At 74.5% G+C, this 24,684-nt stretch carries 23 protein-coding genes; 10 read left to right on the forward strand and 13 right to left on the reverse strand.

Going from position 1 to position 24,684, the window contains the following annotated elements:
- Window positions 1–4 precede the first annotated feature (4 nt).
- From OG799_RS24985 to OG799_RS25000, 4 genes are read left to right on the forward strand one after another with little or no spacing between them, the layout of a single operon-like run.
- A complete protein-coding gene (locus tag OG799_RS24985; RefSeq protein ID WP_406038088.1) occupies window positions 5–1,012 on the forward strand; it encodes a cytochrome d ubiquinol oxidase subunit II in 1,008 nt (335 codons plus the stop codon).
- Complete coding sequence (cydD, locus tag OG799_RS24990; protein ID WP_406038090.1) at window positions 1,009–2,685, forward strand: thiol reductant ABC exporter subunit CydD; 1,677 nt, start codon at window positions 1,009–1,011, stop codon at window positions 2,683–2,685. The genes OG799_RS24985 and cydD overlap by 4 nt, the downstream gene beginning before the upstream one ends.
- Window positions 2,682–4,712 (forward strand): thiol reductant ABC exporter subunit CydC, encoded by a 2,031-nt coding sequence (gene cydC, locus OG799_RS24995; RefSeq protein ID WP_406038092.1) that lies wholly within the window; start codon window positions 2,682–2,684, stop codon window positions 4,710–4,712. Before cydD ends, cydC begins: the two co-directional genes overlap by 4 nt.
- A gap of 58 nt (window positions 4,713–4,770) precedes the next feature.
- Complete coding sequence (locus OG799_RS25000) at window positions 4,771–5,439, forward strand: permease prefix domain 1-containing protein (RefSeq protein WP_406038094.1); 669 nt, start codon at window positions 4,771–4,773, stop codon at window positions 5,437–5,439.
- A 44-nt stretch (window positions 5,440–5,483) separates the two neighbouring features.
- On the opposite strand, the gene OG799_RS25005 is transcribed toward OG799_RS25000, so the two are convergent.
- A complete protein-coding gene (locus OG799_RS25005) occupies window positions 5,484–5,825 on the reverse strand; it encodes a PadR family transcriptional regulator (RefSeq protein WP_406038096.1) in 342 nt (113 codons plus the stop codon).
- 78 nt (window positions 5,826–5,903) lie between these two features.
- Between OG799_RS25005 and OG799_RS25010 the strand changes: the two genes are divergently transcribed.
- The 3 genes from OG799_RS25010 to OG799_RS25020 all read left to right on the forward strand — a co-directional run bounded on the left by OG799_RS25010 (window position 5,904) and on the right by OG799_RS25020 (window position 10,120).
- A complete protein-coding gene (locus OG799_RS25010; RefSeq protein ID WP_406038098.1) occupies window positions 5,904–6,896 on the forward strand; it encodes a DNA primase in 993 nt (330 codons plus the stop codon).
- A 42-nt stretch (window positions 6,897–6,938) separates the two neighbouring features.
- On the forward strand, window positions 6,939–9,338 hold the full coding sequence (locus OG799_RS25015) for a transposase (protein WP_406038099.1): 2,400 nt from the start codon (window positions 6,939–6,941) through the stop codon (window positions 9,336–9,338).
- Between the two features lie 131 nt (window positions 9,339–9,469).
- Window positions 9,470–10,120, forward strand: coding sequence for an ABC transporter substrate-binding protein (locus OG799_RS25020; RefSeq protein ID WP_406038101.1), 651 nt, complete (start codon window positions 9,470–9,472; stop codon window positions 10,118–10,120).
- A 213-nt stretch (window positions 10,121–10,333) separates the two neighbouring features.
- On the opposite strand, the gene OG799_RS25025 is transcribed toward OG799_RS25020, so the two are convergent.
- From OG799_RS25025 to OG799_RS25040, 4 genes are all read right to left on the reverse strand, one after another.
- Window positions 10,334–10,927: an ATP/GTP-binding protein gene (locus OG799_RS25025; protein WP_091260490.1), complete on the reverse strand. Its 594-nt coding sequence runs from the start codon at window positions 10,925–10,927 to the stop codon at window positions 10,334–10,336.
- 1 nt (window position 10,928) lies between these two features.
- Window positions 10,929–11,306: a DUF742 domain-containing protein gene (locus OG799_RS25030; RefSeq protein ID WP_145775151.1), complete on the reverse strand. Its 378-nt coding sequence runs from the start codon at window positions 11,304–11,306 to the stop codon at window positions 10,929–10,931.
- A 102-nt stretch (window positions 11,307–11,408) separates the two neighbouring features.
- Window positions 11,409–11,813 carry a roadblock/LC7 domain-containing protein gene (locus OG799_RS25035; RefSeq protein WP_089011242.1) on the reverse strand — a complete coding sequence of 135 codons (405 nt, stop codon included), beginning with the start codon at window positions 11,811–11,813 and terminating at the stop codon, window positions 11,409–11,411.
- Window positions 11,810–15,406, reverse strand: coding sequence for a nitrate- and nitrite sensing domain-containing protein (locus tag OG799_RS25040; protein WP_406038104.1), 3,597 nt, complete (start codon window positions 15,404–15,406; stop codon window positions 11,810–11,812). The genes OG799_RS25035 and OG799_RS25040 overlap by 4 nt, the downstream gene beginning before the upstream one ends.
- 342 nt (window positions 15,407–15,748) lie before the next feature.
- Between OG799_RS25040 and OG799_RS25045 the strand changes: the two genes are divergently transcribed.
- A complete protein-coding gene (locus OG799_RS25045; protein WP_406038106.1) occupies window positions 15,749–16,207 on the forward strand; it encodes an ATP-binding protein in 459 nt (152 codons plus the stop codon).
- On the opposite strand, the gene OG799_RS25050 is transcribed toward OG799_RS25045, so the two are convergent.
- Genes OG799_RS25050 through OG799_RS25065 form a run of 4 tightly spaced genes read right to left on the reverse strand, consistent with a single transcriptional unit; the run spans window position 16,208 to window position 18,936 of the window.
- On the reverse strand, window positions 16,208–17,284 hold the full coding sequence (locus OG799_RS25050) for an adenosine deaminase (protein ID WP_406038108.1): 1,077 nt from the start codon (window positions 17,282–17,284) through the stop codon (window positions 16,208–16,210).
- Between the two features lie 55 nt (window positions 17,285–17,339).
- Window positions 17,340–17,753 carry a PPOX class F420-dependent oxidoreductase gene (locus OG799_RS25055; RefSeq protein ID WP_406038110.1) on the reverse strand — a complete coding sequence of 138 codons (414 nt, stop codon included), beginning with the start codon at window positions 17,751–17,753 and terminating at the stop codon, window positions 17,340–17,342.
- Entirely contained in the window at window positions 17,750–18,319 is a 570-nt protein-coding gene (locus OG799_RS25060) for an NADPH-dependent FMN reductase (RefSeq protein WP_406038112.1), read from the reverse strand. Before OG799_RS25060 ends, OG799_RS25055 begins: the two co-directional genes overlap by 4 nt.
- Window positions 18,307–18,936: a YitT family protein gene (locus tag OG799_RS25065; protein WP_406038114.1), complete on the reverse strand. Its 630-nt coding sequence runs from the start codon at window positions 18,934–18,936 to the stop codon at window positions 18,307–18,309. The genes OG799_RS25060 and OG799_RS25065 overlap by 13 nt, the downstream gene beginning before the upstream one ends.
- Before the next feature lie 58 nt (window positions 18,937–18,994).
- Between OG799_RS25065 and OG799_RS25070 the strand changes: the two genes are divergently transcribed.
- Window positions 18,995–19,495, forward strand: a complete 501-nt coding sequence (locus OG799_RS25070) for a MarR family winged helix-turn-helix transcriptional regulator (RefSeq protein ID WP_406038116.1) — start codon at window positions 18,995–18,997, stop codon at window positions 19,493–19,495.
- A gap of 1 nt (window position 19,496) precedes the next feature.
- Window positions 19,497–20,354, forward strand: coding sequence for a putative RNA methyltransferase (locus OG799_RS25075; RefSeq protein WP_406038118.1), 858 nt, complete (start codon window positions 19,497–19,499; stop codon window positions 20,352–20,354).
- Window positions 20,355–20,358: 4 nt separating this feature from the next.
- Here the strand turns inward: OG799_RS25075 and OG799_RS25080 are convergent, their stop codons facing one another.
- From OG799_RS25080 to OG799_RS25095, 4 genes are all read right to left on the reverse strand, one after another.
- The gene (locus tag OG799_RS25080; RefSeq protein ID WP_406038120.1) at window positions 20,359–21,039 is read right to left on the reverse strand and encodes a DUF4272 domain-containing protein; all 681 of its coding nucleotides are present in this window, start codon (window positions 21,037–21,039) and stop codon (window positions 20,359–20,361) included.
- Window positions 21,040–21,147: 108 nt separating this feature from the next.
- Complete coding sequence (locus tag OG799_RS25085; protein WP_406038122.1) at window positions 21,148–22,428, reverse strand: thymidine phosphorylase; 1,281 nt, start codon at window positions 22,426–22,428, stop codon at window positions 21,148–21,150.
- A gap of 144 nt (window positions 22,429–22,572) precedes the next feature.
- Window positions 22,573–23,280, reverse strand: a complete 708-nt coding sequence (locus tag OG799_RS25090; RefSeq protein WP_406038124.1) for a cytidine deaminase — start codon at window positions 23,278–23,280, stop codon at window positions 22,573–22,575.
- Window positions 23,281–23,402: 122 nt separating this feature from the next.
- Complete coding sequence (locus OG799_RS25095; protein WP_406038126.1) at window positions 23,403–24,683, reverse strand: ABC transporter permease; 1,281 nt, start codon at window positions 24,681–24,683, stop codon at window positions 23,403–23,405.
- Between the last annotated feature and the right edge of the window lies 1 nt (window position 24,684).

The following is a 24,684-nucleotide window of genomic DNA, read 5'->3' on the forward strand; positions in this document are numbered from 1 at the left end:
CGCCGTGGAACTCGCCTGGTACGCCCTGCTCGGCCTCTTCTTCGCCACCTACCTCGTCCTCGGCGGCTACGACTACGGCGTCGGGCTGCTGCTGGCCCGGCGCGCCACCCCGGCCACCCGCCGGGCGGCGCTCAATGCCGTCGGGCCGTTCTTCCTCGGCAACGAGGTCTGGCTGGTCGCCGCCGTCGGCATCCTCTTCGGCGCCTTCCCCACCCTGGAGGGCGAGCTGCTCTCCGGTCTCTATCCCGCCGTGGTCGGCGCGCTGGCCGGGGTGATCCTGGTGACCGCCGGGGTGCAGCTGCGCAGCCGGCCGGCCGGCGAGCGGGCCCGGGCCGGGTGGGACCGGGTGGTCGTCGCCGGGAGCGCGCTCGCCGCGCTGGGCTGGGGCGCGCTGCTCGCCGGGCTGCTCCAGGGCGTATCGCTGGGGGCCGACGGCCACGTCGCCGGGGTGACGCACGTCTTCACGCCGTTCGCGGCCGCCGCCGCGCTGGCCATGCTGGCGCTGGTCGCGGTGCAGGGTGCGACGTTCCTCACGCTGCGGCTGCCGGCCACCGAGGTCGCGCCGGTCGCCCGGCTGGCCCGCCGGCTGATCCCGGTGACGCTCGCCGCGGTCGGCGCGGCCACCGTCCTCGGCCTGCTCTCCGACCGGGTACGCGCCGCGGTGGCGCAGCCGGCGGCAGCCGTACTGCTGCCGGTGGTGCTGGTGGCGGCGCTGCTGGCGGCCCGGACGGCGCTCCGCTGGCGGCGGCCCGGGCTGGCCTTCGCCGCCACCAGCGCGGCGCTGGCGCTGCCGGTGGTGCTGGTCGGGGCGGCGCTCTGGCCCTGGGCGCTGGTCTCCACGGTCGAGCCGGGAGCCGGGCTGACCGTGGCGGACGCCGCGGCGAGCGGACCCACCCTGCGCCTGCTGGGCTGGCTGGCGCTGCCGCTCCTGCCGGCCCTACTAGGCTTTCAGGCGATGTGCTGGTGGGTGTTCCGGGGACGGACCGACGGTAGGGCACCGGTGTACTGGTGAACCGCCGCCCGTTCGACCCGCGTCTGCTGCGCCGGGTCCCCGCGGCCCGGCGCGACCTCGCCGTGCTCGCGGCCCTCGGCGGGCTGACCGCGCTGCTGGTGGTCGCGCAGGCCACCGCGCTGGCCGCGCTGCTGGCGACCGCGGTCGACGGGCGGCTGCACCGGCCGGCGCTGGCCGGCCTTGTGGCGGCGGTCGCCGCCCGGGCGCTGGTCAGCTGGGCCCAGGGCACGGTGGCGGCGCGGGCCGCGGCGACGGTGAAGGCGGCGCTGCGGGCGGATCTGCTCCGCGCCGTCGGCCGGCACGGTCCCGGCTGGGTCGCCGGGCAGCGGGCCGGCCAGTTGGCCACCCTCGCCGGGCGTGGCCTCGACGCGCTGGACGCCTACTTCACCGGCTACCTCCCCCAGCTCGTGCTCAGCGTCACCGTGCCGCTCGCCGTGCTGGCCCGGATCGTCCTCGCCGACTGGAGCTCGGCGCTGATCATCGCGCTGACCATCCCGCTCATCCCGGTCTTCGGGGCGCTGCTCGGCTGGCAGGCGCAGGCCGCCACCGAGCGGCAGTGGCGGCGGCTCTCCCGCCTCGGCGGGCACTTCCTCGACATGGTCGCCGGGCTGCCGACGCTGCGCGCGTTCGGCCGGGCCAGGGCGCAGGTCGAGGTGGTCCGCCGGATGGCCGACGGGCACCGGCAGGCCACCATGCGGACGCTGCGGATCGCCTTCCTCTCCGCGCTCGTGCTGGAACTGGTCGCCACCCTCTCGGTGGCGCTGGTCGCCGTGCCGGTCGGCATCCGGCTGCTCGGCGGCGGGATCACCCTCTCCACCGCGCTGCTGGTGCTGCTGCTCACCCCCGAGGCGTATTTGCCGCTGAGGGCGGCGGGCAGCCGATTCCACGCCAGCATGGAAGGGCTCACCGCGCTGGACGAGGCGCTGACCCTCTCCGCCGCCCCGACCGCCGCCCCGACCGTCCCGCCACTGCCCGCGCCGGACGGCCGCGGCGAGATCCGGTTCGAGAACGTCACCGTCGAGTACGAGCGGACCACCGCGCTGCGGGACGTCACGCTGGCCATCCGCCCCGGCGAGCGGATCGCGATCATCGGGCCGAGCGGCGCCGGCAAGAGCACCCTGCTCGGCCTGCTGCTCGGCTTCGTCACCCCGACCGCCGGCCGGGTCACCGTCGACGGGGTCGACCTCGCCGACGTCGACCCCGACGCCTGGCGCCGCCAGGTGGCCTGGGTGCCGCAGCGGGCGCACCTCTTCGCGGCCTCGCTCGCCGACAACATCCGCCTCGGCGCCCCGGACACCACGGACGCCGCCCTCGGCACGGCGGTCACCGACGCCGCCCTGGACGACGTGGTCGCCGCCCTCCCCGACGGGCTGGCGACCGAGCTCGGCGAGCGCGGGCACGGCCTCTCCAGCGGCCAGCGGCAGCGGGTGGCGCTGGCCCGGGCGTTCCTCCGGGACGCCCCGGTGGTGCTCCTCGACGAGCCGACCGCCCGGCTCGACTCCGCCAGCGAGGCGGTGGTGCTCGCCGCGACCCGGCGACTGGTCACCGGGCGTACGGCGCTGCTGGTCGCGCACCGGCCGGCGCTGCTGGAGGACGCCGACCGGATCATCCGCGTCGAGGACGGCCGGGTCACCGAGCTGACCCCGACACCAGCCGGGAAGGCGACCCCATGAGCCCCGGACCGGCCGTCCCGGACCGCCCCGACCAGCCGGGACGGGCAGTCCCGGGCGGTGTCTCGGCCGACGGGACCACGCCGGCCGCGCGTGACCGGGGAACCCCCACCCCGGCGGAGGCGATCCCGCCGGAGCTGGCACCCGGTGCCGTGCCCACCGAGCCGACCCCGGACGAGGACGAGGTCGTCCCCACCGGGCCGACGCCCGGCGAGGCTGTCGCCACCGGTCCGGTACCCGCCGGTGTGGGCGGTGGGCGGGCCGTGCCGGCGGGAGCCGGCGGTGTCCGGGCCGAGCGGGCCGTGCTCCGGCTGGCGCGGCCGTACCTGGGCCGGCTCGTCGGGGCCGGGCTGCTCGCCGCCGCCACCGAGTTCGCCGGCCTGGCGCTGATGGCCACCGCCACCTGGCTGCTGATGAGCGCCGCCGGCCGGCCGCCGCTGGACCGGCTGACCGTGGCCATCGTCGCGGTCCGGGCGCTCGCCATCAGCCGGGGCGTGTTCCGCTACGCCGAACGGCTCGCCGGGCACGACGCCGTGCTCCGCATGATCACCGACGTCCGGGCCCGGGTGTTCGGCACCCTCGCCGCCCGCCGGGACACCGCGTCGCAGCGGTCCGGCGACGCGCTGAGCCGACTCGTGTCCGACGTGGAGGCCGTGCAGGACCTGCTGCTCCGGGTGCTGGTGCCGGGCGCGGCCGCCGCGCTGGTCAGCGTGCTCGCGGTCGGCGGGGCGGCGCTGATCTCGCTCCCCGCGGCCGGCGTGCTGGCCGCCGGGCTGCTGGTCGCCGGGGTGGCACTGCCCGCGCTGGCCACCGTGCTCACCCGGCGGGCCGCCGACGAGGTGGCCCCGCTGCGCGGCGCGCTCGCCGTGGACGCGGTCGACCTGACCCACGGCGCCGCCGACCTGGCCGCGTTCGGCGCCACCGGCGCGGCGCTCGGGGCGGCCGACCGGCGCTCCCGACGCCTCGCCCGGCTCGAACGCCGGCTCGCCGCGGTCGGCTTCGCGCTCGACGCGGCCGGGGTGCTGGTCGGTGGGCTCACCGCCGCCGCCGTGGTGGCCGTCGCGCTCCGCGCGGGCGTCGGCGGGGTGCTGGTCGGGGTGCTGGCCGTCGGCGCCCTCGCCGCCGTGGAGGTGGCGCTGGCGCTGGTCGGCGCGGCGCGGCAGCGCACCCAGCTCCGGGCCGCCCTGGCCCGGGTCGCCGTGCTGCTCACCGGGCCCGTCCCGGCGACCGGCGCGGGACCGACGGCCGGGGCCGGAGCCGGCGTGCCCGGCCACCACGTGCGATTCGACGAGGTGACCGTCCGGTACCGGGCGGGGGCGGCGCCCGCCCTGGACCGGGTCGGCCTCGACCTGCCGGCCGGCCGTCGGGTCGCTGTGGTCGGGCCCAGCGGCGCCGGCAAGAGCACCCTCGCCGCGGTGCTCACCGGCGCGGTACGCCCCAACGCCGGCCGAGTCACCCTGGACGGGGTCGACGTGTCCGCATACCCGGCCGAGGAGTTGCCCCGGTCGATCGGCGGCCTGCTCGCCGAGGCGTACGTCTTCCACGCCTCGGTACGGGAGAACCTGCTGCTCGGCCGCCCCGGGGCGGGCGAGGCGGAGCTGGCCGCCGCGACCCGGGCGGCCGGCCTGCTCGACTGGGTACGCGCCCAGCCGGCGGGCTGGGACACCGTGGTCGGCGAGGAGGGTGGGCAGCTGTCCGGCGGGCAGCGGCAGCGGCTCGCGCTGGCCCGGGCGCTGCTGGCCGCGCCGGCCGTACTGGTGCTGGACGAGCCCACCGAGGGTCTCGACCCGGCCGCCGCCGACGCGGTGCTCGCCTCGGCGCTCGCCGCCACCCCGGCCGGGCACTCCGTGCTGCTGATCAGCCACCGGCTCAGCGGCCTGGCGGAGCTGGACGAGATCGTGGTGCTCGACGCCGGCCGGGTGGTGCAGCGCGGCCGGCACGCCGAGCTGGTGGCCCGGCCGGGCTGGTACCGGGAGCAATGGCTGCTCCAGGAGGCGGCGGAACGCGGCTACCTGGCCCTGACCCCCTGATCGGTCTCCGGGAAATCCCCGGACGCGCCGGGCCGCGCCGGCTGGCAGGGTGGGTGTCATGCGGGGGTACGACGGCGTGCTCGTGGAGGAGCGCCTGCGGGAGCTGGCCGGGCGCCTGCACGGGCCGGTCAGGTTGAAGGCCGACCTGCTCATCGAGGCACGGCACGCGTTGCTGGACGCCACCGAGGCGTACCGGGAGGACGGCCTGCCGGCGGCGGAGGCCGAGCGGCGCGCGGTCGCCGAGTTCGGCAGCCCCGCCCAGCTCGTGCCGGGTTACCAGGCCGAGCTGACGGCCGGGGCGCTGCATCGGCTGGCGGTGCGGGCGCTGGCGGTGGCGGTGGCGCTGATGGCCGGCGGCGATCTGACGTGGCGGGGCGCCCATTGGCAGGGCGGCCCGCCGCCCGAGGGCTACCGGCTGCTGTCCGCCTCGCTGAACGGGATCTGGGGCCTGGTCGCCGGGCTGGCGTTGGCCGGGCTGCTGCTGGGTTTCCTCGCTGCGCGATACTCCTCGGCCCGACTGCCCCGCCTCGGGCGTGCGGTGGGCTTCGGCCTGACCGGCGCGCTGGGCCTGGGCGCGCTCGCTGGCAGCGCCCTGCTCGGCTGGTCGATCGGGCTCTGGCAGGCGGCCCTGACCTGGCCGCCGATGATCATCGGGACGGTGCTGGTCAGCGCGGCCTGGTTCGCGCTGGCCCGGGCCGCCCGCTGCTGGCTGCTGACCACCCGGTGACGCCCCGGCCACCCGCCCGGCACCAGCGGGCCGGGCGGGCCAGGTCAGGCCGGGGCGGTCGGCGGGTGGTCGGCGCCGAGGAATCGGCCGACGGTCGCGCTGAACTCACGCCAGCCGGCCCGCTCGCCGGCCAGCGCGCGCCCGCCGGCCTCGGTGAGCTGGTAGGTCCGTCGCTCCCGGCCGTTGACCGTGCTCCACGCGCTGACGACGTAGCCCGCCCGTTCCAGCCGGCGCAGCGCCGGGTAGATGGTGCCCGTCGGGAGATCCAGCGTGCCGCCGCTGCGCGCCCGGAGCGCCTCGATGATCGCGTAGCCGTGCAGTTCGCCCTGCTCCAGGACCGCCAGCAGCAGCGCGTCCAGGTGTCCGTGCAGCGCCTGGGCCTTCATAGGTAGCAACGCTACTTGTCCGCCCGCCGCGACGCCACCGGGGTGCGGTCCCGGTGCCCCAGGGTCGCCCACTAGGGTATGTGCGCAGAGTCACTCGGCGGCCGGAGACGTCGCCGGGTGGGACAAACCCGAAAGCACACGGAGGTCAGCGTGGCCCGCCAGTCGCCCCAACGGCCCGACGCCGACGAGCCCGAGCTCGACGAGAACACCGCGTCGGCGGCAGCAGACGAGGTCGACGTCGACCGCCCGGCGGCCGACCGCGCGCTCTGGGACGAGCTGCGGATCGACCCGGTGGAGATCGCCCTGCCCGCCGGCACCGGCTTCACGCTGCGCGCGTACCGGCCGGCGCGGGAGCTGACGCCGACCGACGTCGCCGAGCGCGACGAGGACGACCCCTTCCTGGCCCGCCGCCAGGTCGTCGAGGCCGAGGACGAGGACGAGGAGGTGGTGATCCTCGACGAGGAGTTCGCCGCCCTGTCCACGGCGGAGGACGAGGACGACGAGCGGCCCGAGGGTCGCCGGCGCGACACCGCCGAGGAGAAGGCCGGCGAGGACGAGGAGGAGGACGGCGACGCCGCGAGCGACGAGGAGGTGCCCGTCTTCCTCAGCCACCGCGGCAAGCTGCTGCTGTTCAAGACGCCGGAGTCGCTGGTCAGCTTCGTCCGATCCGGTGCGCCCAACGACCTGTCCCAACTGGACAGCTGGAATGAACTGTCCGAACGGGTGGAACCGGCCGACATCGCCCCGCTGGACGAGGACACCTACGAGCTCGACCTGGTGGTGGAGAACCTCCGCGGCGGGCACGACACCTGGGACCCCACGCTCCTGATCGAGGCCGGCGAGGTCGCCCGTGACGTTGCGTACGCGCTGCGCCTACCGGCGGTACTGGACATGCTCTCCGCAGACTCCAGCCTGGATGACCTGGACGAGGCGCTGCGGGCCTCTGTCAATGGCGGAATCGGTGCTTTTCTGGGCCGGCGGCGGCTCAAGAAAATCGGGGCACAAACCGCAAGTTTGGGTTGGCGCACCATTGTCGGCAAGATCTCTGCTGTCGTGGACTGGCGCGACTGACCCGTAACGGGGAGCATCAGTCTCTGGCAGAAGTAACGACCTGTGTCCCGGGAGGAGGACGACGCCGTGGCGCTCGTGCGCGTGTACTGCGGTCTGGCCTCGGCGGATCCGGCCGACCGACCGGCATCGGCCGGTTCGGCGCTGACGTCCGCTGTGGTCGACGACGCAGGCCGTCTGCTGCATGTCTGCGAGATCAGCGACGACCCGGCGGGCTACGCCCAGCTGGTCGCGCTGCTCGTGGAGCGGTCGGGCGGGCCGAGCGGTGCGGCCATCGCCGCCGACAGCGACGACCACACGGTCACCTCGCTGCTCAGCGCGGCCGGTCGTCCACTGGCGATCGCGGACGACGACTCGGTGGACGACTTCGCCGAGCGCTTCGCCGACGACGACTCCCTGGAGGAGATGCAGTCCCCGGCGGCCGAGCGTCGCGCCGTCGGGCTGGCCCGGGCGCTGCAGGCCGGCGCGCTCTCCGCGGTCACCCTGCCGGCCCCCCGTGACCTGGCCAACTACAAGCAGGTCCTGGCCGCGCACGCCGCCCTGGCCAACGGGCGGCACTCCGCCGCGGTGGCGCTGCGCGAGGTGCTGCGGGAGCTCTACCCCGCCGCCCTGCGGGCCTACCCGGACCCGGCCGAGCCGGTCTCGCTGGCGGTCCTCGACGCGCTGCCGGAGCCGGGCATGCTCGGCGGCACGGTCACCCGGGGCCGGGAGGTCTCGGTCGCCGCGGACGCCGTCGCCGCGCACCTCGCCGCCGAGGGCCTCGCGAGCGCCGACCAGATCAACGACGCGATCACCGCCCTGCGGGTCGCCATCACCGAGACGCCCCGCCGGGCCACGGTCAACCGGGTGCTCACCTCGGCCGTCGCCGAGACCGTGCGGCAGGCGGTCGCCGCCGTCCGGGCCTGCGACGCCGGCTGCGACGCCCTGGTCGGCGCCCTCAGTGCCCGGGTCACCATGCCCGCCCCGGTTCCCGGCCGGCGGCCCGCCGGGGCGAGCAGGTCGGCGAGGCTCGCCGGTCTGACCGGCACCACCGCGACCGGCCTGCGGACGATCCGGCCCGCGGAGCCCGAGCCGGTGGGCCGCCGCAGCCGTCCCGAGCCGCTCGCCGGCGGCACCACGCCGCTGCCGCCCCGGCCGCTCGGCCCGCCGCCGGTCGCTCCCGCCCCGGTCGCGCCGCCGCCGATCGCACCGACCCCGGTCACCCCGGCCGCCGCCAGCGGTACGCCGATCTCCGCGCCGCCCGCACGCCCCGAACCGGTCTCGCCGATGCCGCGCCGGGTGGACGCGCCGGCCAGTCGTCCGGTCTCCGCGCCGCCCCCGCCGCCCGGCATCACCCCGATCGCTCCGGCGCAACGCGGCAACATTCCCCCGGCCGAGGCCGGCGAGCCGTTCCGGCCCACGCTGACCACCGCGGCGATCAACAGCGCCCGCGCCGAACGGCAGCGGACGATCATCCCGCCGCGTCCCAAGACCACCCCCGAGCCGGCGCCGCCCATCGGCGGCTTCAGCGCGACCGACCTGAGCGTCCCGGTGCCGACGCCCCGGCCCGGCCAGGAGTCCGCTCCCCCGGGAAGCCGGGCCAACTGGCCGCTGGTCAACAACGGCGACGACCCCGCCGACGGCCCCGGCGACGCCCCGGCCGCCTACTCGTACGGCGACCGGGAGGTGCGGAAGGTCGACGCGCCGACCGACCCGGGCAAGGGTCGGGTCACCCCGCCCTGGCTCGCCGACGACCTGCCCCAGGAGCCCCCGATGCTGCGGCTGGTCGAGCCGCCGCCGCTGGCCGACCGGGCGCTGCGGGACGGCTTGAACCCGCCGACCGACCCCGGGCTGGACGCCCCGCCGTTGCGGCTGGTCGAGCGGGCCGAGGCGGAGCGCGCCGGGCGGTCCGGTCCCCGTGCCGACCTGCCGGCGCCGCTGGAGCGGCGGCCCGCACCACCGGAGCGGCGGCCCGCACCACTGGAGCGGCGGCCCGCGCCGAAGGAGCACCGGCCCCCGCCGGTCTCCGACGAGGGCGACGGCGACCTGCTCATCTTCGCCCAGGCGAAGTCCGCCTGGTTCGTCGGCCACACCGAAGAAGAGTCCGAGTTGGACTGGTCGAACACCGCGGACACCGGCTGGCAGGCCGCCGAGCAGGCGGCCCGCCCGGCGGTGGGCGCGGAGACGACGGCGGGTCTGCCGAAGCGGGTCCCCCAGGCCAACCTGGTCCCCGGTTCGCCGCTGCGCGAGGAGCGTCCACTGCGGATCGTCCGGAACGCGGCGAGCCTCGCCGAGAACACCACCGGCTACTTCCGTGGCTGGCGGCGCGGCCAGGAGATCGGCGGGTTCGCGGTCGGCGGTCGCCCCGGCCGGGAGGCGGCCGGCGGCTGGGACTTCAGCCGCGACACCGGCGATCGGGACGACGACCGGGAGTACGAGTACCGCTCCGCCGGCTACCGTTCCTGACCGGGCGCCGACCGCCTGCCACCTGCGTATTCCTGCCCACACCCGGATAATTTGACGCCGGGTCGGGGCGGCCGGAAGCATACCGGCGGAACTGCCGGCGGCGGGTGTCGCCGGGTGGGAAGGCGACTCCAATGGCGACGCCGGCAACCGAATCCGCTGTGCTCACCCGTCGTGGCGTCCTCGCCGCCGCGGCGGGCACCCTGCTGCCCAGCGCCTGCGGGCCGGCCGGGCCGCAGGATCAGGCCAGCGCCGGCAGCAGCGCGGCAGCGGGCGGCCACGAGCTCGTGGGCGGGGCCAGTCTGGAGCTGTCCGGTCTGGGCGCCGCCCTGGGCGTCCTCCGGCAGCGGGCGATGGAGATCACCCTCGACTCGCTGAACGTCAACGGGATCCCGGTCGGCAACCTGCGACGCACCATTCGGCTCGAGGTGCGGGACAACGGCAGCGATCCGCGGCTCGCGGCCCGGCAGGCGACCGAGCTGACCAGGCGGGACAACGTACACGCCCTGGTCGGTGGCACGCTGGCCGAGACCTCCATGGCCATCGTCGGGGTGGCCCAGAAGCTCCAGGTCCCGTTCCTGTCGTTCGCCGCCGGCGACGACATCGTGCTGCCCCTCGCGGCGCTCGCCCGCCGGGACTTCACCTTCCGCTACCTCCAGCGGCACGGCAGCTTCAGCGGCTTCGCCCCGTACGGTTCGAACGCGCTGCATTGCTCGCCACTGCCGCCCGGCTGGCCAACAGCGTCGACCGGGGGCGGCTGCGCGCGTACCTGCAGACCGAGGTGACCGAGGGCATCGCCAGCGGGTACTCCTTCGCGCCGATGCGGCACGGGGTCATGGAACGGGACTCGCTCGGCGTCTACGTGGTCACCCAGGGCACCTGGACGCCGTACGCCTGACGGTCCGGCCCGCCGCCCTAGGGGAGGGCGGGCCGTCACTCGCACAGCGAGAAGCGCCCGGTGACTGCCGAGGCGGTCACCGGGCGCGTCCTGACGCCGGTCAGGCGGGCGCGACCGCCCGCGAGCGACGCATGGTGAGCACGTACTCGACCAGCGAGATCAGCACATGCTTGGTCGACTCCCGGTTCCGGGCGTCGCAGGCCACCACGGGCACGTCGCTGGAGATGGCCAGCGCGTCCCGGACGTCCTGCGGGTCGTGGTACTGCATGCCGTCGAAGCAGTTGATGGCCACCAGGTACGGCAGCCGCCGATGCTCGAAGAAGTCGATCGCGGCGAAGCAGTCGGCCAGCCGGCGGGTGTCCACCAGCACCACGGCGCCGATGGCACCGCGGACCAACTCGTCCCACATGAACCAGAACCGCGTCTGACCCGGCGTACCGAACAGGTACAGGATCAGGTCCCGGTCGATCGAGATACGACCGAAGTCCATCGCCACCGTGGTCGTCGTCTTGCCCGGCACCTGCCGGGTATCGTCGACGCCCACACCGGCGGAAGTCATGATCGCCTCGGTGGTCAGCGGCGTGATCTCCGAGACCGAGCCGACCAGCGTCGTCTTGCCGACGCCGAATCCACCGGCGATAACGATCTTCGCCGACGTCACGCGCCCGCTCGGGGCCGGCGGCCGGTGCGACATGTCAGAGCCTGCGAAGTCCACTCAGCACCCTCTCCAGCAGTTCAGTGCCCACCGCGTCGTCAGAGTCGTCCAAAATGGTCGGCTCGTGGACCGCGACCAGGCCGTCCGTCGCCATGTCGGCGATGAGCACCCGGGCCACGCCGAGCGGAAGTTGCATCCGCGCCGCGATCTCGGCAAGCGATTGCACGCGTCCGTCACACAGCGCGGCGATGTACTGGTGCTCACGACCCTGGCCGCCATTGCCACTGGCAGCGGCCCGGCCGCGCACCGTCGTCTCGACGAGCGCCTCCAGGGCGATGTCGAGCCGGGGACGGGTACGACCGCGGGTCACGGCGTATGGACGGACCAACGCTCCGGTTGGTTCGTCACGATCGACCATGTCGCCGCTCACCTCCCTCGCACCCGGCACCGGCTTTCGCCCGGTGGTTCCCGTCGTTGTTGTCGTGTCGTTCCTGCCGTGCCGACCCGCTGGTCAGCTCGGTCAGCCCATCATTCCGACAGCCGTACGCGGCTGCGGGGTCAGTGCGTCACCCACCCGGTCGACGAGCAGCGCCATCTCGTAGCCGACCTGCCCGACGTCGCAACTGCGCGCGGCGAGGACCGCGAACGACGAGCCGTCCGAGATGGACATCAGGAACAGGAAACCGTTGTCCATCTCCACGACGGTCTGCAGCACCGCCCCGCCCTCGAAGCAGCGAGCCGCGCCCTGGGTCAGGCTGACCAGTCCGGACGAGATCGCCGCGAGCTGGTCGGCCCGGTCCCGCGGAAGGTCACGAGACGACGCGAGCAGCAGGCCGTCGGCGGAGACGGCGACCGCGTGCGCGACACCGGGCACCCGGTCGGCGAAGTTGGCCAGCAGCCATCCGAGATCCTGCGTAGTAGTCATCCTTGTTGCTCCTTCTGCCCGCTCCCGGCCACCGGGCCTGAGCCAGACTGCGAGGACTGCTGCCCGCCCGGGGTCGCCTCCGGGCCGGTCGAGTTGCTGTCGGTCGGGTGGTTACGCCCCCGCTGCACGCCCCGATGGTAGGCCGAGAGCAGACCCCGTACGCCTTCCGGCGTCCGGCGCTGCACCGAGGCCGTCGGCTTCTCCACCCCACCGGGGACCAGCTGCGCCATCGGCGTGCGCTTGGGCAGCCCCTTCTGGGTGGTCTGCTCCACCGGCACCTCGGTGGCCGCGGAGGCGGCCCGCCAGCCGTCGTCGGCCGCGGTCTGCCAGCCACCGGCCGGCGGCTGCGGCCGCCGGTTCGGCAGCGCCTCGGCGGGACCGGGGCGGACGCCGCCGTTCGTGGCCGTCCCGTTGTCGCGCGGCGCTCCACCGGCCGTCGGAGTGTGTGCCATCGGTGTGTTACCTGTCGTCCCGGGGGGTGTCTGCTGGACGGCCCGGCCGGCGGCGTCGACCTTGGCGAACTGCTGGGTCGCGGCACCGCTCGCCGGGGCGGCGGGCGCGGCGGGCGCGGCGGCCGCCGCCTCCTCCGGCCCGGGCCGGCGGGTGCGGAACCACGCCGACTCGAGCTCCCGGAAGATCGGCAGCTCCATCGTCTCGTCCGCGTACCGCTGGCGGTTCGCGGCCTGCTGTGGCGTCGTTGGTCGGTTCGCGGCCGGCGGCCGGTTGACGGCCGGCGGCGTGGCGGCCTCCGGGCGCGGCACCCGTGGCAGCTCGGTGGTCATGTCCAGGGCCGCGGCGAGCCGCTCCGGCACCGGCGGGGTTGCCGCGTCCCGATCGGGCGCGGCGACCGGCGGCCAGGCCGGCGGGGCGGCGGCGCTCGGCGCGGCGGCCGCCGGAGCCTGCGGCGGCAGCTGGCCCGCAGACGGCGCGGAGTACGGCTGGGTCGCCGGGGGCGCCGAGTACGGCCGCGCCGCGGGCGGCGCTGAGTACGGCTGGGCCGCGGGGGGCGCCGAGTACGGCTGGCCCGGGCCGGGCGGGGCCGACATCGGCTGACCCGGGTACGGCTGGCCGGAGACCGGGTGACCGGACACCGGCGACGACGACACCGGTACGCCGGAGATCGGTGGCAGCGGCGGGGCGGAGACCGGCGGCGGGTTGTACGGACGCGTCTCCGGGCTGCTGGGCAGCTGCCGCGGGATCGCCGGCTGTTGGCCGGTGCCGGACGGGTCACCGCCGTCGCCGTTGCGGCGCTGGGGCAGCGGGTCGATCGGCTGGCCGTTGGCGGTTCGCGGCGTGAACGAGTCGGCGCCGTTGGTCCCGCTGGCACCGGTCAGGTCCGACCAGGCGGGCATCGGGCGCATGCCGCCCGCCGTGGCCGGGGTGCCGGAGCCGTTGCGCGAGGCCGGGTCGAACGGGCGACCGCCGAGGGTCACCTGGTTGCCCGACTCGCCCGGGCGCGGGGCCTGCGGCGTGGCCGGGCCGCTGCCCAGGGCCGCCAGGGCACCGAGGGCGGGCGCCGGGCCGATCGGCTGAGGGCCACCGAAGGTCGGCGCCGGGCCGCTCGCCGCGGGGAGCGCCGCGGGCTGCTGCCCCCGTCCGGAGAGGGCGCGCGGCACCAGGACGGAGGTGGGCAGCGTGACGTCGGCGACGGTACCCCGGTCGGCGCCGGGCCGCAGCTCGACCTTGACGCCGTGCCGGGAGGCCAGCCGGGCGACCACGACCAGGCCCATCATCCGGGATACGGCCACGTCCACCTGCGGGGGCGTGGCGAGCCGCTCGTTGAGGTCCCGCAGCTGCTCGCCGGTGATGCCGATGCCCCGGTCCTCGACGTACAGCGAGGCGCGGTCGCCCACCCGGCGGGCCTCCACCATGACGTGGGAGTCCGGCGGGGAGAAGGCGGTGGCGTTGTCGAACAGCTCGGCGACCAGGTGCACCAGGTCGTTGACCGCGTGCGCGGCGACCTCGATGTCCCGGTCGATGATGCCGAACTCGATCCGGGTGTAGTGCTCGACCTCGGACTGCGCGGCGCGGAGCACGTCGATCAGGGCGGCCGGCTCGCGCTGCACGCGGGTCGAGTCGGCACCGGCGAGGACCAGCAGGTTCTCGTCGTTGCGGCGCATCCGGGTGGCGAGGTGGTCGAGCTGGAACAGCTCGGCCAGCCGGTCCGGGTCCTCCTCGCCGCGCTCGAGCCGGTCCAGGTGACCGATCAGCCGGTCGACCAGGATCTGCGAACGGCGGGCCAGGTTGACGAACATCGTCGCGACGGAGGCGCGCAGCGCGGCCTGCTCGGCGGCGGTCCGGACGGCCTCCAGGTGGACGGCGTTGAACGCCTCGGTCACCTGGCCGAACTCGTCCTTGCTCCGGACGGGCAGCGGCTCGGCGATCTGGTTGGCCAGCTGCACCGGCGAGAGCTGCCCGGTGACCTGCGGATCCCGCAGCCGGGCCACCGCCTGCGGCAGGCCGTACTGGGCCACGGAGAGGGCACCCTGCCGCAGGTCGCGCAGCGACCGGGCCATCGACCGGGCGACCAGGTACGCGAAGAGGATCGCCAGCAGCAGCATGCTCAGCAGCAGGCCGGTCTCCAGGAAGACCTGGCGCTGCACGTTCGACCGCAGCTTGTCGGCCTGCTTGACCACGTCGCCGTCGAGCTTCGACTCGACGGTACGGATCAGCTTGGCGTTGCCGACCATCGCGGAGTCCCACTGGTCCGGACCGAAGGAGAGGGCCGACAGGTCACCGGTCTCGTTGCTGAAGATCTGGCCCTGGTAGGAGAGCACCTCGCGCAGGTCGCCCCCGGCGACGGTCTGCTGGTAGAACTCGGCCTCTGAGCGGTTGGCGATGGCGGAGAAGGCCTCCTGCGCCTGCCGCTCGGCGGTGACGCTGGAGATGTAGTCCTGGCGCAGGCTCGGGCTGAGCTTTTTGGGTTTCGAAGCAAGTGCGCGGTGCACGACCACCCGGCGCTCGGAGAGGAACTCCTTGGTGCGGGCGATGGCGGCGGCGGCGCGCATCCGGTCGCTCAGGTCGCTGTCGCCGGCGAGCTGGGTGCTCGAGTCGCGGACCGCCAGCAGGTCGCTGATCAGGCCCTCGTACACCCTGATCGCTTGGCTGGTCGCCATCTTGCCGTTGATGACCTGACTGCGGGTGCCGGGCAGGTCGGTGAGGTCCTGGTCGATCCCGCCGAGGAGGTTATCCAGCGTGGCGGGCAGGTCGTTCAGCTTGGCGCGCTGCTGCGAGTACCGATCCTTGGCGTGGTCGACCTTCTTGTCCACCTGGTCGTACGCCGCGGTGTACGACGTCTTGACCTGGGGGGTGTCGGCACTCAGCAGCAGCACGGCGGCGGTCCGCTCGTCCTGCAGGGTGTCGATCAGCTCACCCGAGTAGCCGATCAGGTTGGCCAGGTCGCCGGCCCGGTTGGCATTGTTGAGCGTCTGCAGGTGGTCGACCAGACCAGTGGTGCCGACCACGACCGTGGCGATGGTCGGCACGATCATGATCAGACCGAGCTTGGACCAGATCGGCATGTCGCGGAGCCGGCTGGCCGGCCGGCGCAGACGCGACAGGAAGGAGCCCGCCGCCTTAGGCCGTTTGCTCACGTCACCGCCCTCGCATCACAGCGTTCGCACGTCGCCCTAGGCAACGGCGAGCGACCGACCCGGCGGGTCGGACCTCCGAGATTCCATCACGCCGCCCCGCAAAGAGAAAGCCCAGGTTGTCCCTCGCCGGAGGTGTGATGAGATGTTGATGCAATTTGATAGCAATCCGTCTGGCCGGAGTCACTCAAGGTAATGGAACATCGTCACCGCGTCGTCCTGCTCGCCGGCCCATCCGGCTCCGGGAAGTCGTACATAGCGCATCGAACCGGACTTCCTGTCCTTTGCCTGGACGACTTCTACAAAGACGGCGATGACCCTACGTTGCCGCGCTGGAACGGACAGGTGGACTGGGAGTCCCCCGCGTCCTGGGACGCCGAGACGGCGGTGGAAACAATTGCCCGACTGGCCCGACACGGCAAGGCCGAAGTGCCGGTTTATGCGATCGGCGCGGACCGGAGGGTGGCCACCCGGCCATTCGACGTCGCCGGATCGCCACTTTTCGTCGCCGAAGGGATCTTCGCCGCCGAGATCGTCGAGGAGTGCCGCCGCCGGGGTCTGCTGGCCGGGGCGTACGCGCTGCGCCGGCCGCGCGGGGCGACCTTCCTGCGCCGGCTCGCCCGCGACCTGGCCGAGCAGCGCAAGGCGCCCCGGGTCCTGCTGAGCCGCGGGGTGGCCCTGCTCCGCGCCGAGCCGGCGGTGCTGCGCCGGCAGACCGGGCTGGGTGCCGAGGCGGCCCGGGCCCGCGAGGTGCTGCGCCGGGTGGCCGCCCTGCTCGCCGGCCACCCGCACCAGCATCCGTGATCAGCCGATCAGCTTCCCGTACGCCGGCTTGATCACCTCGTCGATGATCTTCAGGCGCTCGTCGAACGGGATGAAGGCGCTCTTCATCGCGTTGATGGTGAACCACTGGAGTTCCTTCCAGCCGTAGCCGAAGGCCTCCACCAGCAGCGCCATCTCCCGGGACATCGAGGTACCGCTCATCAGCCGGTTGTCGGTGTTGACCGTCGCCCGGAAGCGCAGGTCCCGGAGCAGCCCGATCGGGTGCTCCACGATCGACGGGGCGGCGCCGGTCTGCACGTTCGACGACGGGCACAGCTCCAACGGGATCCGCTTGTCCCGCACGTACGCGGCCAGCCGGCCGAGCACCGGCTCCGGCCCGGGGGTGATGTCGTCGACGATCCGCACCCCGTGGCCGAGCCGGTCCGCGCCGCACCACTGGATCGCCTGCCAGATCGACGGCAGCCCGAACGCCTCGCCGGCGTGGATGGTGAAGTGGAAGTTCTCCCGCTGGAGGTACTCGAAGGCGTCCAGGTGCCGGGTGGGCGGGAAACCCGCCTCCGCGCCGGCGATGTCGAACCCGACCACCCCGGCATCCCGGTGCCGGACGGCCAGCTCCGCGATCTCCTGGGAACGGGCGGCGTGCCGCATCGCGGTGAGCAGGGTGCCGACCCGGATCGGGGTACCCGCCTTGGCCGCCTGCGCGCTTCCCTCCACGAACCCGGCGACGACCGCCTCGACCACCTCGTCCAGGGTCAGGTTCTGTTCGAGGTGCTGCTCCGGGGCGAACCGGACCTCGGCGTAGACCACCCCGTCGGCGGCCAGGTCGAGCGCGCACTCCCGGGCGACCCGGCGCAGCGCGGGCGCGGTCTGCATCACCGCCACGGTGTGCGCGAACGTCTGCAGGTAGCGCTCCAGCGAGCCCGAGTTGGCCGCCTCGACGAACCAGCGGCCCAGCGCCACCGGGTCGGTGGTGGGCAGCTCGTGACCGACCTCGGCGGCCAGCTCGACGATCGTCGCCGGCCGCAGACCGCCGTCCAGGTGATCGTGAAGCAGCGCCTTCGGGACCTTGACGATGTCCTCGTACCGGATTGCGACCATGCTCAGACATTAGTCACCGGCGCCCTCTGGACGGGACGGGACCGGGCCCGGCGGGTCAGGGGCGCCAGCCGTACACCCGCTCGACCGCGAGGCGGATCACCACGCGGCCGTCGGCCACCATCGCCGCCCGGTACTCCACCCAGTCGGGGTGCTCGCCACGGATCCGCCGGTAGACCTCCACCAGCTCCTCGACGGTCGCGTCGCCGTCCGCCGCGGCGGGCGGGGTGAGCGTCACCGTCCCCTCGGCCACCGCGTACGCCCCGCCGTCGGGGGTCGTCACGTGGAAGCTGGCCCGAGGGTCGCGGCGCAGGTTGCGGACCTTGGCCCGGTCGCCGGTGGTGGAGCAGCGGATCAGCCCCGGCTCGGCGAGGTAGTCGACGTTGGACAGCTGCGGCCGGCCGTCCCGGCGCAGGGTGACCACCACCCCGCGCCCCCGCTCGCCGAACAGCTCCCACAGCCGGGCGCTCACGCCGCCACCCGCAGCGGCGCGAGCGCGGCGGCCAGCCGGGCCAGTTGGCCGAGCATCAGGTCGGCGGCATCGTCGCGCCCCGGGTCGGGCCGCAGCTCGCCGCCGTCGTCCAGCGCCTGCCGCAGGAAGATGGTCACCGCCTCGTTGACCGGCACCATGTTCAGCGTGGTCACCACCTGCTTGATCATCTGCACCGCGCGGAGGCCGCCGGAGGTCATCCCGTAGCTGACAAAGCCGACCGGCTTGTGCTGCCACTCGTGGTAGAGGTAGTCGATCGCGTTCTTCAGCGGGGCGCTGAAGCCGTAGTTGTACTCCGGCATCACAAGGACGAAGGCGTCCGCCGCGGCGGTCGTCGCGCTCCACTCCCGACTGTGTCGGTGCAGGTAGATCCCGTCGGAGGGGTGGTGCGGCTCGTCGTGGAAGGGCAGCCCGACCTCGGCGAGGTCGACCAGGCGTACGTCGTCGAAGCCGTCGTGCCGGACGGCGGCGGCGGTGAACCAGTCACCGATCTGCCGGCCCACCCGGCCGGGGCGGGTGCTGGCGACGATCACGTTCAGGCGGGGCATGACGGGGTCACTCCTGTCGGGGCGGGCCGGCCGGGGGTGGGCACGGCGAGTCGGGGGATGAGGAACTGGGCGAGCGGCCCGATGCTCAGCGCGTAGAGCAGGGTGCCGACGCCGACGGTGCCGCCGAGCAGCCAGCCGACGGCGAGCACACCCAGCTCGATCAGGGTGCGGACGCGGCCGATCGGCAGGCCGCGCGCGGCCAGGCCGGTCATCAGCCCGTCGCGCGGGCCGGGACCGAGCCGGGCGCCGAGGTAGAGGGCGGTGGCGACCCCGTTGAGCAGGACGCCGAGGAGCAGCAGGCCGACCCGGACGGGGAGCGCGGGCACCGGCGGGAGCACCGCCAGCACCGCGTCGAGCGCCACCCCGACCAGCGCGACGTTGGTCAGCGTGCCCACGCCGGGGCGCTGGCGCAGCGGCAACCAGAGCAGCAGGACCACCAGCGCCACGCCGTTGACGACCCAGCCCAGCGGCAGGCCGGTCCGGGCGGCGAGGCCCTGGTGCAGCACGTCCCAGGACGACAGCCCGAGGTCCGCGCGGACCATCAGCGCCACGCTGGCGCCGAAGAGGACCAGGCCCAGCAGGAGCCGGGCCAGTCGTACGGGCAATCTGGTTGACATGTCATCAACCGTAGGGAGTTTTCGATGACATGTCAACCACTGAGCTAGGATGGTCGGCATGGACGCCCCACGGTGGTTGGCCGGGCGGGAGGAGCGGGCCTGGCGCGGCTACCGCCGGATGCGCCGCCTGCTCGACCTGGAGCTGGCCCGCGAGCTGATGCAGGACGCCGGGCTCTCCGAGCCGGACTACGACGTCCTCTCCGACCTGTCCGAGACGCCCGACCAGCGGCTGCGCCTCAGCGAGCTGGCCGACCGGATGCTCTGGTCCCGCAGCCGGCTCTCCCACCACCTCACCCGGATGCAGCAGCGCGGCCTGGTCACCCGCGAGGAGTGCACCTCCGACGGCCGCGGATCCGTCATCGCGCTCACCCCGGCCGGGCGGCAGGCCATCGAGGCCGCCGCCCCCGGCCACGTGGCCGCCGTCCGCCGTCACCTGATCGACCTGCTCACCCCCGAGGAGGTCGAGGCGCTCGGCGCGCTGACCCACCGGGTGGTCGACCACCTCACCGGCGCGGACCGCCCGCGCTCCACTCCCGGGACCGCCGGATCGGGAGCCTGACGTGGACGCCCGCATCCTCGACCGGCTGCGCTGCCCGGTCTGCGGCGAGCCCCTGGCCGAGGCCACCGCCGGCACCGCCCGCGCGCTGCGCTGCCCGCGCCGGCACAGCTTCGACATCGCCCGCCAGGGATACGTCAACCTGCTCGCCGGGCGCGCCCCGCACGCCGGGGACAGCGCCGAGATGGTCGCCGCCCGCGCCGACTTCCTCGCCGCCGGGCACTACGACAGCATCGCCGCCGCCCTCGCCGCCGCCGCGATCCCGTACGCCGACCGCGCCGGGCGGCCGTACCCGCTGGTGGTGGATGCCGGCGCGGGCACCGGCCGCTACCTCGCGGCGGTGCTGGCGGCGCTGGCCGACGCCGTCGGGCTGGCCCTGGACGTCTCCAAGCCGGCGCTACGCCGCGCGGCCCGGGCCCACCCGCGCGCGGCGGCGGCGCTCGCCGACACCTGGCAGCGGCTGCCGCTCGCCGACGCCTCCACCACCGTGCTGCTGAACGTGTTCGCCCCGCGCAACGGCGCGGAGTTCCACCGGGTGCTCGACCCGGCCGGCGCGCTGCTGGTGGTCACCCCGGCCGAGGACCACCTCGTGGAACTGGTCGACCCGCTCGACCTGCTGCGGGTGGACCCGGCCAAGGCGGACCGGGTCGCCGGGAGCCTGGGCGGGCACTTCACCGAGGAGCCCGCCACCGTGCACCGCGCCCGACTCGCGCTCACCCGCACCGAGGTGGCCACCCTGGTCGGGATGGGCCCCAGCGCCTGGCACACCGACCCGACCCGGCTCGCCGAGCGGATCGCCGCGCTGCCCGAGCCGGTCGACGTCACCCTCGCGTTCCGGCTCGGCGTGCACCGGCCGCGCTGACGGCTCAGGTGGAGAGGTCGACCTCTTCCCAGCCGGGCGGCTCGTCGTGGTAAGGGCCACGGAGGATCACCGCCCACTCCAGCGCCCACCGGCGCTGCCCGATCGCGTTCGCGTCGACCAGCCCGGGCAGCCGCCGGCCGGCCCGCTCGGTCTCCAGGTACGCCCAGTCCAGGCAGTAGTGCAGGTCGAGCAGGGCCGCCGCGTCGGCGGGGTGCTGCGGAGCGGCCAGGATCCGCGACCGCCACTCGGCGAAGGTCTCCCCCGCCGCCACGTTCGGCATCCGCTCCACCAGCCGCTCGTCCACCGGCACCGTCGGGTCCAGCTGCTTGCTCAACCCGAGCACCCAGGACAGCGAGAAGAGCGCGTCGTGGTGCAGCACGAACGACCGGTGGTCGCCCTTGCCACCCATCACGAACTGCCACTCCGGCGGGGTCACCAGGTCCACCAGGTGCGAGGCGAGCAGCCAGCTCATCGCCGCCTGCGGGGGCATCCCGAAGCACCGGGCCAGGATCACGTGCAGCACCGCGATCCGGGCCTCGATCTCCACGGTGGGTCGCAGCTCGATCTCGTCGCCCGGCTCCCACACCAGCGGGAACTGGGACGGCGGAAGCGGCAGGCCCAGCCGGGACAGCTCGTCGAGGCTCGCCTCACGGACGGCCCGGGGATCGGGGGCGGGTACGCGCACGGCTCAGGTCCCTTGTCTGCTCACGGCTCATCGCCGGTCCATCCCCCCTGGGCAGGGAGGATAGCCGCTCCGGGTGGCCGGCACCACGGGCCCCCCGACCGAAATTGATCAGCCGATGCGTTCGATGACCAGCGGCTTCGCCGTCGGCGCCTCCGCCGCGATCCGGACCGCCCGCTCCGCCTCGGCCAGCGCCGCCGGAATCCGCTCCGCGTGCTCGGCACGCAGCTCGTAGAGGGGGTCGCCGGCCCGGACCGGATCACCCGGGCGCTTGTGCAGCACCACCCCGGCCGGGATGCTCACCGGGTCCTCCTTGCGGGCCCGCCCGGCGCCGAGCCGCCACGCGGCCACGCCGATGGCGTACGCGTCGACGGAGGCGACGAAGCCGTCCTCGACGGCGCGGACCACCTCGACCTCGTTGGCGGTGGGCATCGGCGCGTCCGGGTCGCCGCCCTGCGCCCGGATCATCGCCCGCCAGACGTCCATCGCCCGGCCGTCGCGCAGCGCCGCCTCCGGGTCGGCGTCCGGCAGGCCGGCCGCGGCCAGCATCTCCCGGGCCAGGGCCAGGGTCAGCTCCACCACGTCCGCCGGCCCGCCACCGGCCAGCACCTCGACCGACTCGGTCACCTCGACCGCGTTGCCGACGGTCAGGCCGAGCGGGGTGGACATGTCGGTGAGCAGGGCGACCGTCCGCACACCGTGCGCGCCGCCCAGCTCGACCATCGTCCGGGCCAGCTCGCGCGCGTCGTCCACGGACTTCATGAACGCACCGGAGCCAACCTTCACGTCGAGCACCAGCGCGCCGGTGCCCTCGGCGATCTTCTTGCTCATGATCGAGCTGGCGATCAGCGGGATCGCCTCGACGGTGCCGGTGACGTCGCGCAGCGCGTACAGCTTGCGGTCCGCCGGGGCCAGCCCCTCGCCGGCCGCGCAGATCACGGCGCCGACGTCGCGGAGCTGGGCGATGAACTCGTCGTTGGTGAGCGCGGCCCGCCAGCCGGGGATCGACTCCAGCTTGTCCAGCGTGCCGCCGGTGTGGCCCAGCCCGCGCCCGGAGAGCTGCGGCACCGCGCCACCGCAGGCGGCGACGAGCGGGGTGAGCGGCAGGGTGATCTTGTCGCCGACGCCGCCGGTGGAGTGCTTGTCCACGGTCGGCCGGGACACCGACGACAGGTCCAACCGCTCCCCACTGGCGATCATCGCGGCGGTCCACCGGGCGATCTCCGGCGCGCTCATGCCGCGCAGCAGGATCGCCATGGCCAGCGCAGACATCTGCTCGTCGGCCACCAGCCCCTTGGTGTACGCGTCGACCACCCAGTCGATCTGGCCGTCGCTCAGCACGCCCCCGTCCCGCTTGGCCCGGATGACGTCAACCGCCGTAAAAGCACTCACCTTTGAGTTCCAATCCATAATCGCGTCGGTCGCCGGTAGGCCTACCCGCGACCGTGCCCACCGAGAGATCGGGCCGATCGTGACCGGCGGAGGGATCAAGACTGACCGCCGGAGCCGGTCACGGTCGGCCCGATCCCCCCCAGCTCAACCCGCCCAGCGAACAGGGATCTCCATCGGCGGTTCACCTTCTCCAGCCCAGAAGATCGCGCCGGCCGCGTCCACCACCACCACCCGGGGTGTCCGGGCCAGCCCCCAGGTGATCGCCTCCGCCGGGTCGTCCCAGGTCGGGCCCTCCTCCAGCACGCCGGTCTGGGCGTCCTCGGTGTCCCCGGCGGACCGCTCCCAGTACGCCGTCCAGACCTGCTGCCCGGCGGAGAGGTCCGGGTGGACGAAGACCGTGCCGCGCCCCCGCCAGGCGGCCAGCCGCTCCGGCACCACCGGTACCGGGGTCTCGCCGACGACGGCCTCCAGGTCCTCCACGCCGAAGGCGTGCGGCAGCAGCTCGGCCATCCGCAGCGGCCGGCCCTTCGTCTCGATCAGGCAGTCCGGGCCGCCGTTCTCCCAGAGCAGCTGCCGGCACCGGCCGCAGGGCATCAGCGGCTCACCGGTGGCGTCGACGCAGGACATGGCGACCAGCCGGCCACCGCCGGTGGCGTGCAGCGAGGTGACCACCCCGCACTCGGCGCAGAGGGTGACGCCGTACGCGGCGTTCTCCACGTTGCAGCCGACCACCACCCGGCCGTCGTCGACCAGGGCGGCCGCCCCGACCGGGAACTTCGAGTACGGCGCGTACGCGTGCCGCATCGCCTCGGTGGCCGCGGCTCGCAGTCGTTCCCAGTCGATCTCGGTCATCCCACCATTCTGCCCAAGTCACCCTGGTCGGACGCGGGAAGGGGTGCCCCTGTGTCAGCTGACACCCGGGAACGACGGTGCCCGGCGAGGAATCCCCCGCCGGGCACCGATCGGACCAGGGCTCAGCCCTTGATGTACGGCTTGCCGTCGGCGGCGGGTGCCCGGACCCGGCCGACCAGCCCGGCCACCGCCAGGATCGTCGCCAGGTACGGCAGCATCGCCAGGAACTGGCTGGGGATGCTGCTGCCGATCGCGCCGAGGTAGGTGGCGAGCTGGTCGGCGAAGCCGAAGAAGAGCGCCGCGAGCAGCGCGCCGGTCGGGCTCCACCGGCCGAAGATCAGCGCGGCCAGGGCGATGAAGCCCTTACCGCCGATCATGTTCTTGGTGAAGGAGTAGAGCGCCAGCGTGTACGAGGCGCCGCCGATGCCGGCCACCATCCCGGCCATGAGCACGTTGCGGTACCGCAGCCCCAGCACCTTCACGCCCAGGGTGTCCGCGGCCGTCGGGTGCTCGCCCACCGACCGGGTCCGCAGACCCCACCGGGTACGGAACAGCGCGATGTGGATGCCCAGCACCAGCAGCAGGCCGAGGTAGAGGAAGATGTTGCCCCGGAACAGCGCCGGACCGATCAGCGGGATGTCCTTGAGCAGCGGGATCTCCCAGTTGCTGAACCGGGGCGCGCTGTTGTACTTCGTCGCGTCGGTCTGCATCAACCGCTCGTAGAGGAAGCCGGTGACCCCCACCGCCAGCAGGTTGAGCACGATGCCCAGGACCACCTGGTCGACCAGGTAGCGGATGGCGAAGACGGCCAGCAGCAGCGAGATGAACGCGCCGCCGATCGCGGCAGCGACCAGCCCCACCCAGACATTGCCGGAGATGCTGCCGAAGAGCGCGCCGGAGAAGGCGCCCATCAGCAGCTGCCCCTCGATCGCCACGTTGACCACACCGGTGCGCTCACAGAGCACACCGGCCAGCGCGCCGAAGATCAGCGGCAGGGCGAGGATGAAGGTGCCCCGCACGATGTTCACCAGCGGCATGAAGTTGCGGCCCTCAGGGGCGGCGGAGACCTGCCAGCACAGGAAGCTCAGCACGAAGGCGACCAGCCCGACCCCGAGCACCAGGGTGAACCAGCGCTTCGGCACCCCGGCGAGCAGGGCGGCGCCGGCCGCGGCGGCGATGACCCCGAACAGGATCGCGCCGACCGTGCCGTTGATCTCCAGGGCGGCACCGCCCTCGGTCTCGCTGAGCGTGAACCGGGCCTGCTGGTCGGTGGCGAGCGCGCCGAACAGCGCCGCCGCGAGCACGCCCAGCGCCAGCAGGACGGCCCCGGCCTTGCGGGCGCGCGTCCAGAAGCCCTCGTCGACCGTGGTCACCGCGACCTCGGGGACAGCGGTGGTGGACATG

Origin of the sequence: Micromonospora sp. NBC_00898, from assembly GCF_045207895.1 — a bacterium.
Taxonomy (GTDB): Bacteria; Actinomycetota; Actinomycetes; order Mycobacteriales; family Micromonosporaceae; genus Micromonospora.

What these genes read in the sequence shown, in the direction of transcription:
- cydC (WP_406038092.1), top strand. Translation starts at nt 2,682, where the DNA reads ATGAGCCCCGGACCGGCCGTCCCGGACCGCCCCGACCAGCCGGGACGG.
- OG799_RS25000 (WP_406038094.1), top strand. Translation starts at nt 4,771, where the DNA reads ATGCGGGGGTACGACGGCGTGCTCGTGGAGGAGCGCCTGCGGGAGCTG.
- OG799_RS25090 (WP_406038124.1), bottom strand. Translation starts at nt 23,280, where the DNA reads ATGACCGAGATCGACTGGGAACGACTGCGAGCCGCGGCCACCGAGGCG.
- OG799_RS25095 (WP_406038126.1), bottom strand. Translation starts at nt 24,683, where the DNA reads ATGTCCACCACCGCTGTCCCCGAGGTCGCGGTGACCACGGTCGACGAG.
- OG799_RS25025 (WP_091260490.1), bottom strand. Translation starts at nt 10,927, where the DNA reads ATGTCGCACCGGCCGCCGGCCCCGAGCGGGCGCGTGACGTCGGCGAAG.
- OG799_RS25060 (WP_406038112.1), bottom strand. Translation starts at nt 18,319, where the DNA reads ATGCCCCGCCTGAACGTGATCGTCGCCAGCACCCGCCCCGGCCGGGTG.
- OG799_RS25020 (WP_406038101.1), top strand. Translation starts at nt 9,470, where the DNA reads ATGGCGACGCCGGCAACCGAATCCGCTGTGCTCACCCGTCGTGGCGTC.
- OG799_RS25035 (WP_089011242.1), bottom strand. Translation starts at nt 11,813, where the DNA reads ATGACTACTACGCAGGATCTCGGATGGCTGCTGGCCAACTTCGCCGAC.
- OG799_RS25030 (WP_145775151.1), bottom strand. Translation starts at nt 11,306, where the DNA reads ATGGTCGATCGTGACGAACCAACCGGAGCGTTGGTCCGTCCATACGCC.
- OG799_RS25010 (WP_406038098.1), top strand. Translation starts at nt 5,904, where the DNA reads ATGTGCGCAGAGTCACTCGGCGGCCGGAGACGTCGCCGGGTGGGACAA.
- OG799_RS25050 (WP_406038108.1), bottom strand. Translation starts at nt 17,284, where the DNA reads ATGGTCGCAATCCGGTACGAGGACATCGTCAAGGTCCCGAAGGCGCTG.
- OG799_RS25065 (WP_406038114.1), bottom strand. Translation starts at nt 18,936, where the DNA reads ATGTCAACCAGATTGCCCGTACGACTGGCCCGGCTCCTGCTGGGCCTG.
- OG799_RS25070 (WP_406038116.1), top strand. Translation starts at nt 18,995, where the DNA reads ATGGACGCCCCACGGTGGTTGGCCGGGCGGGAGGAGCGGGCCTGGCGC.
- OG799_RS25005 (WP_406038096.1), bottom strand. Translation starts at nt 5,825, where the DNA reads ATGAAGGCCCAGGCGCTGCACGGACACCTGGACGCGCTGCTGCTGGCG.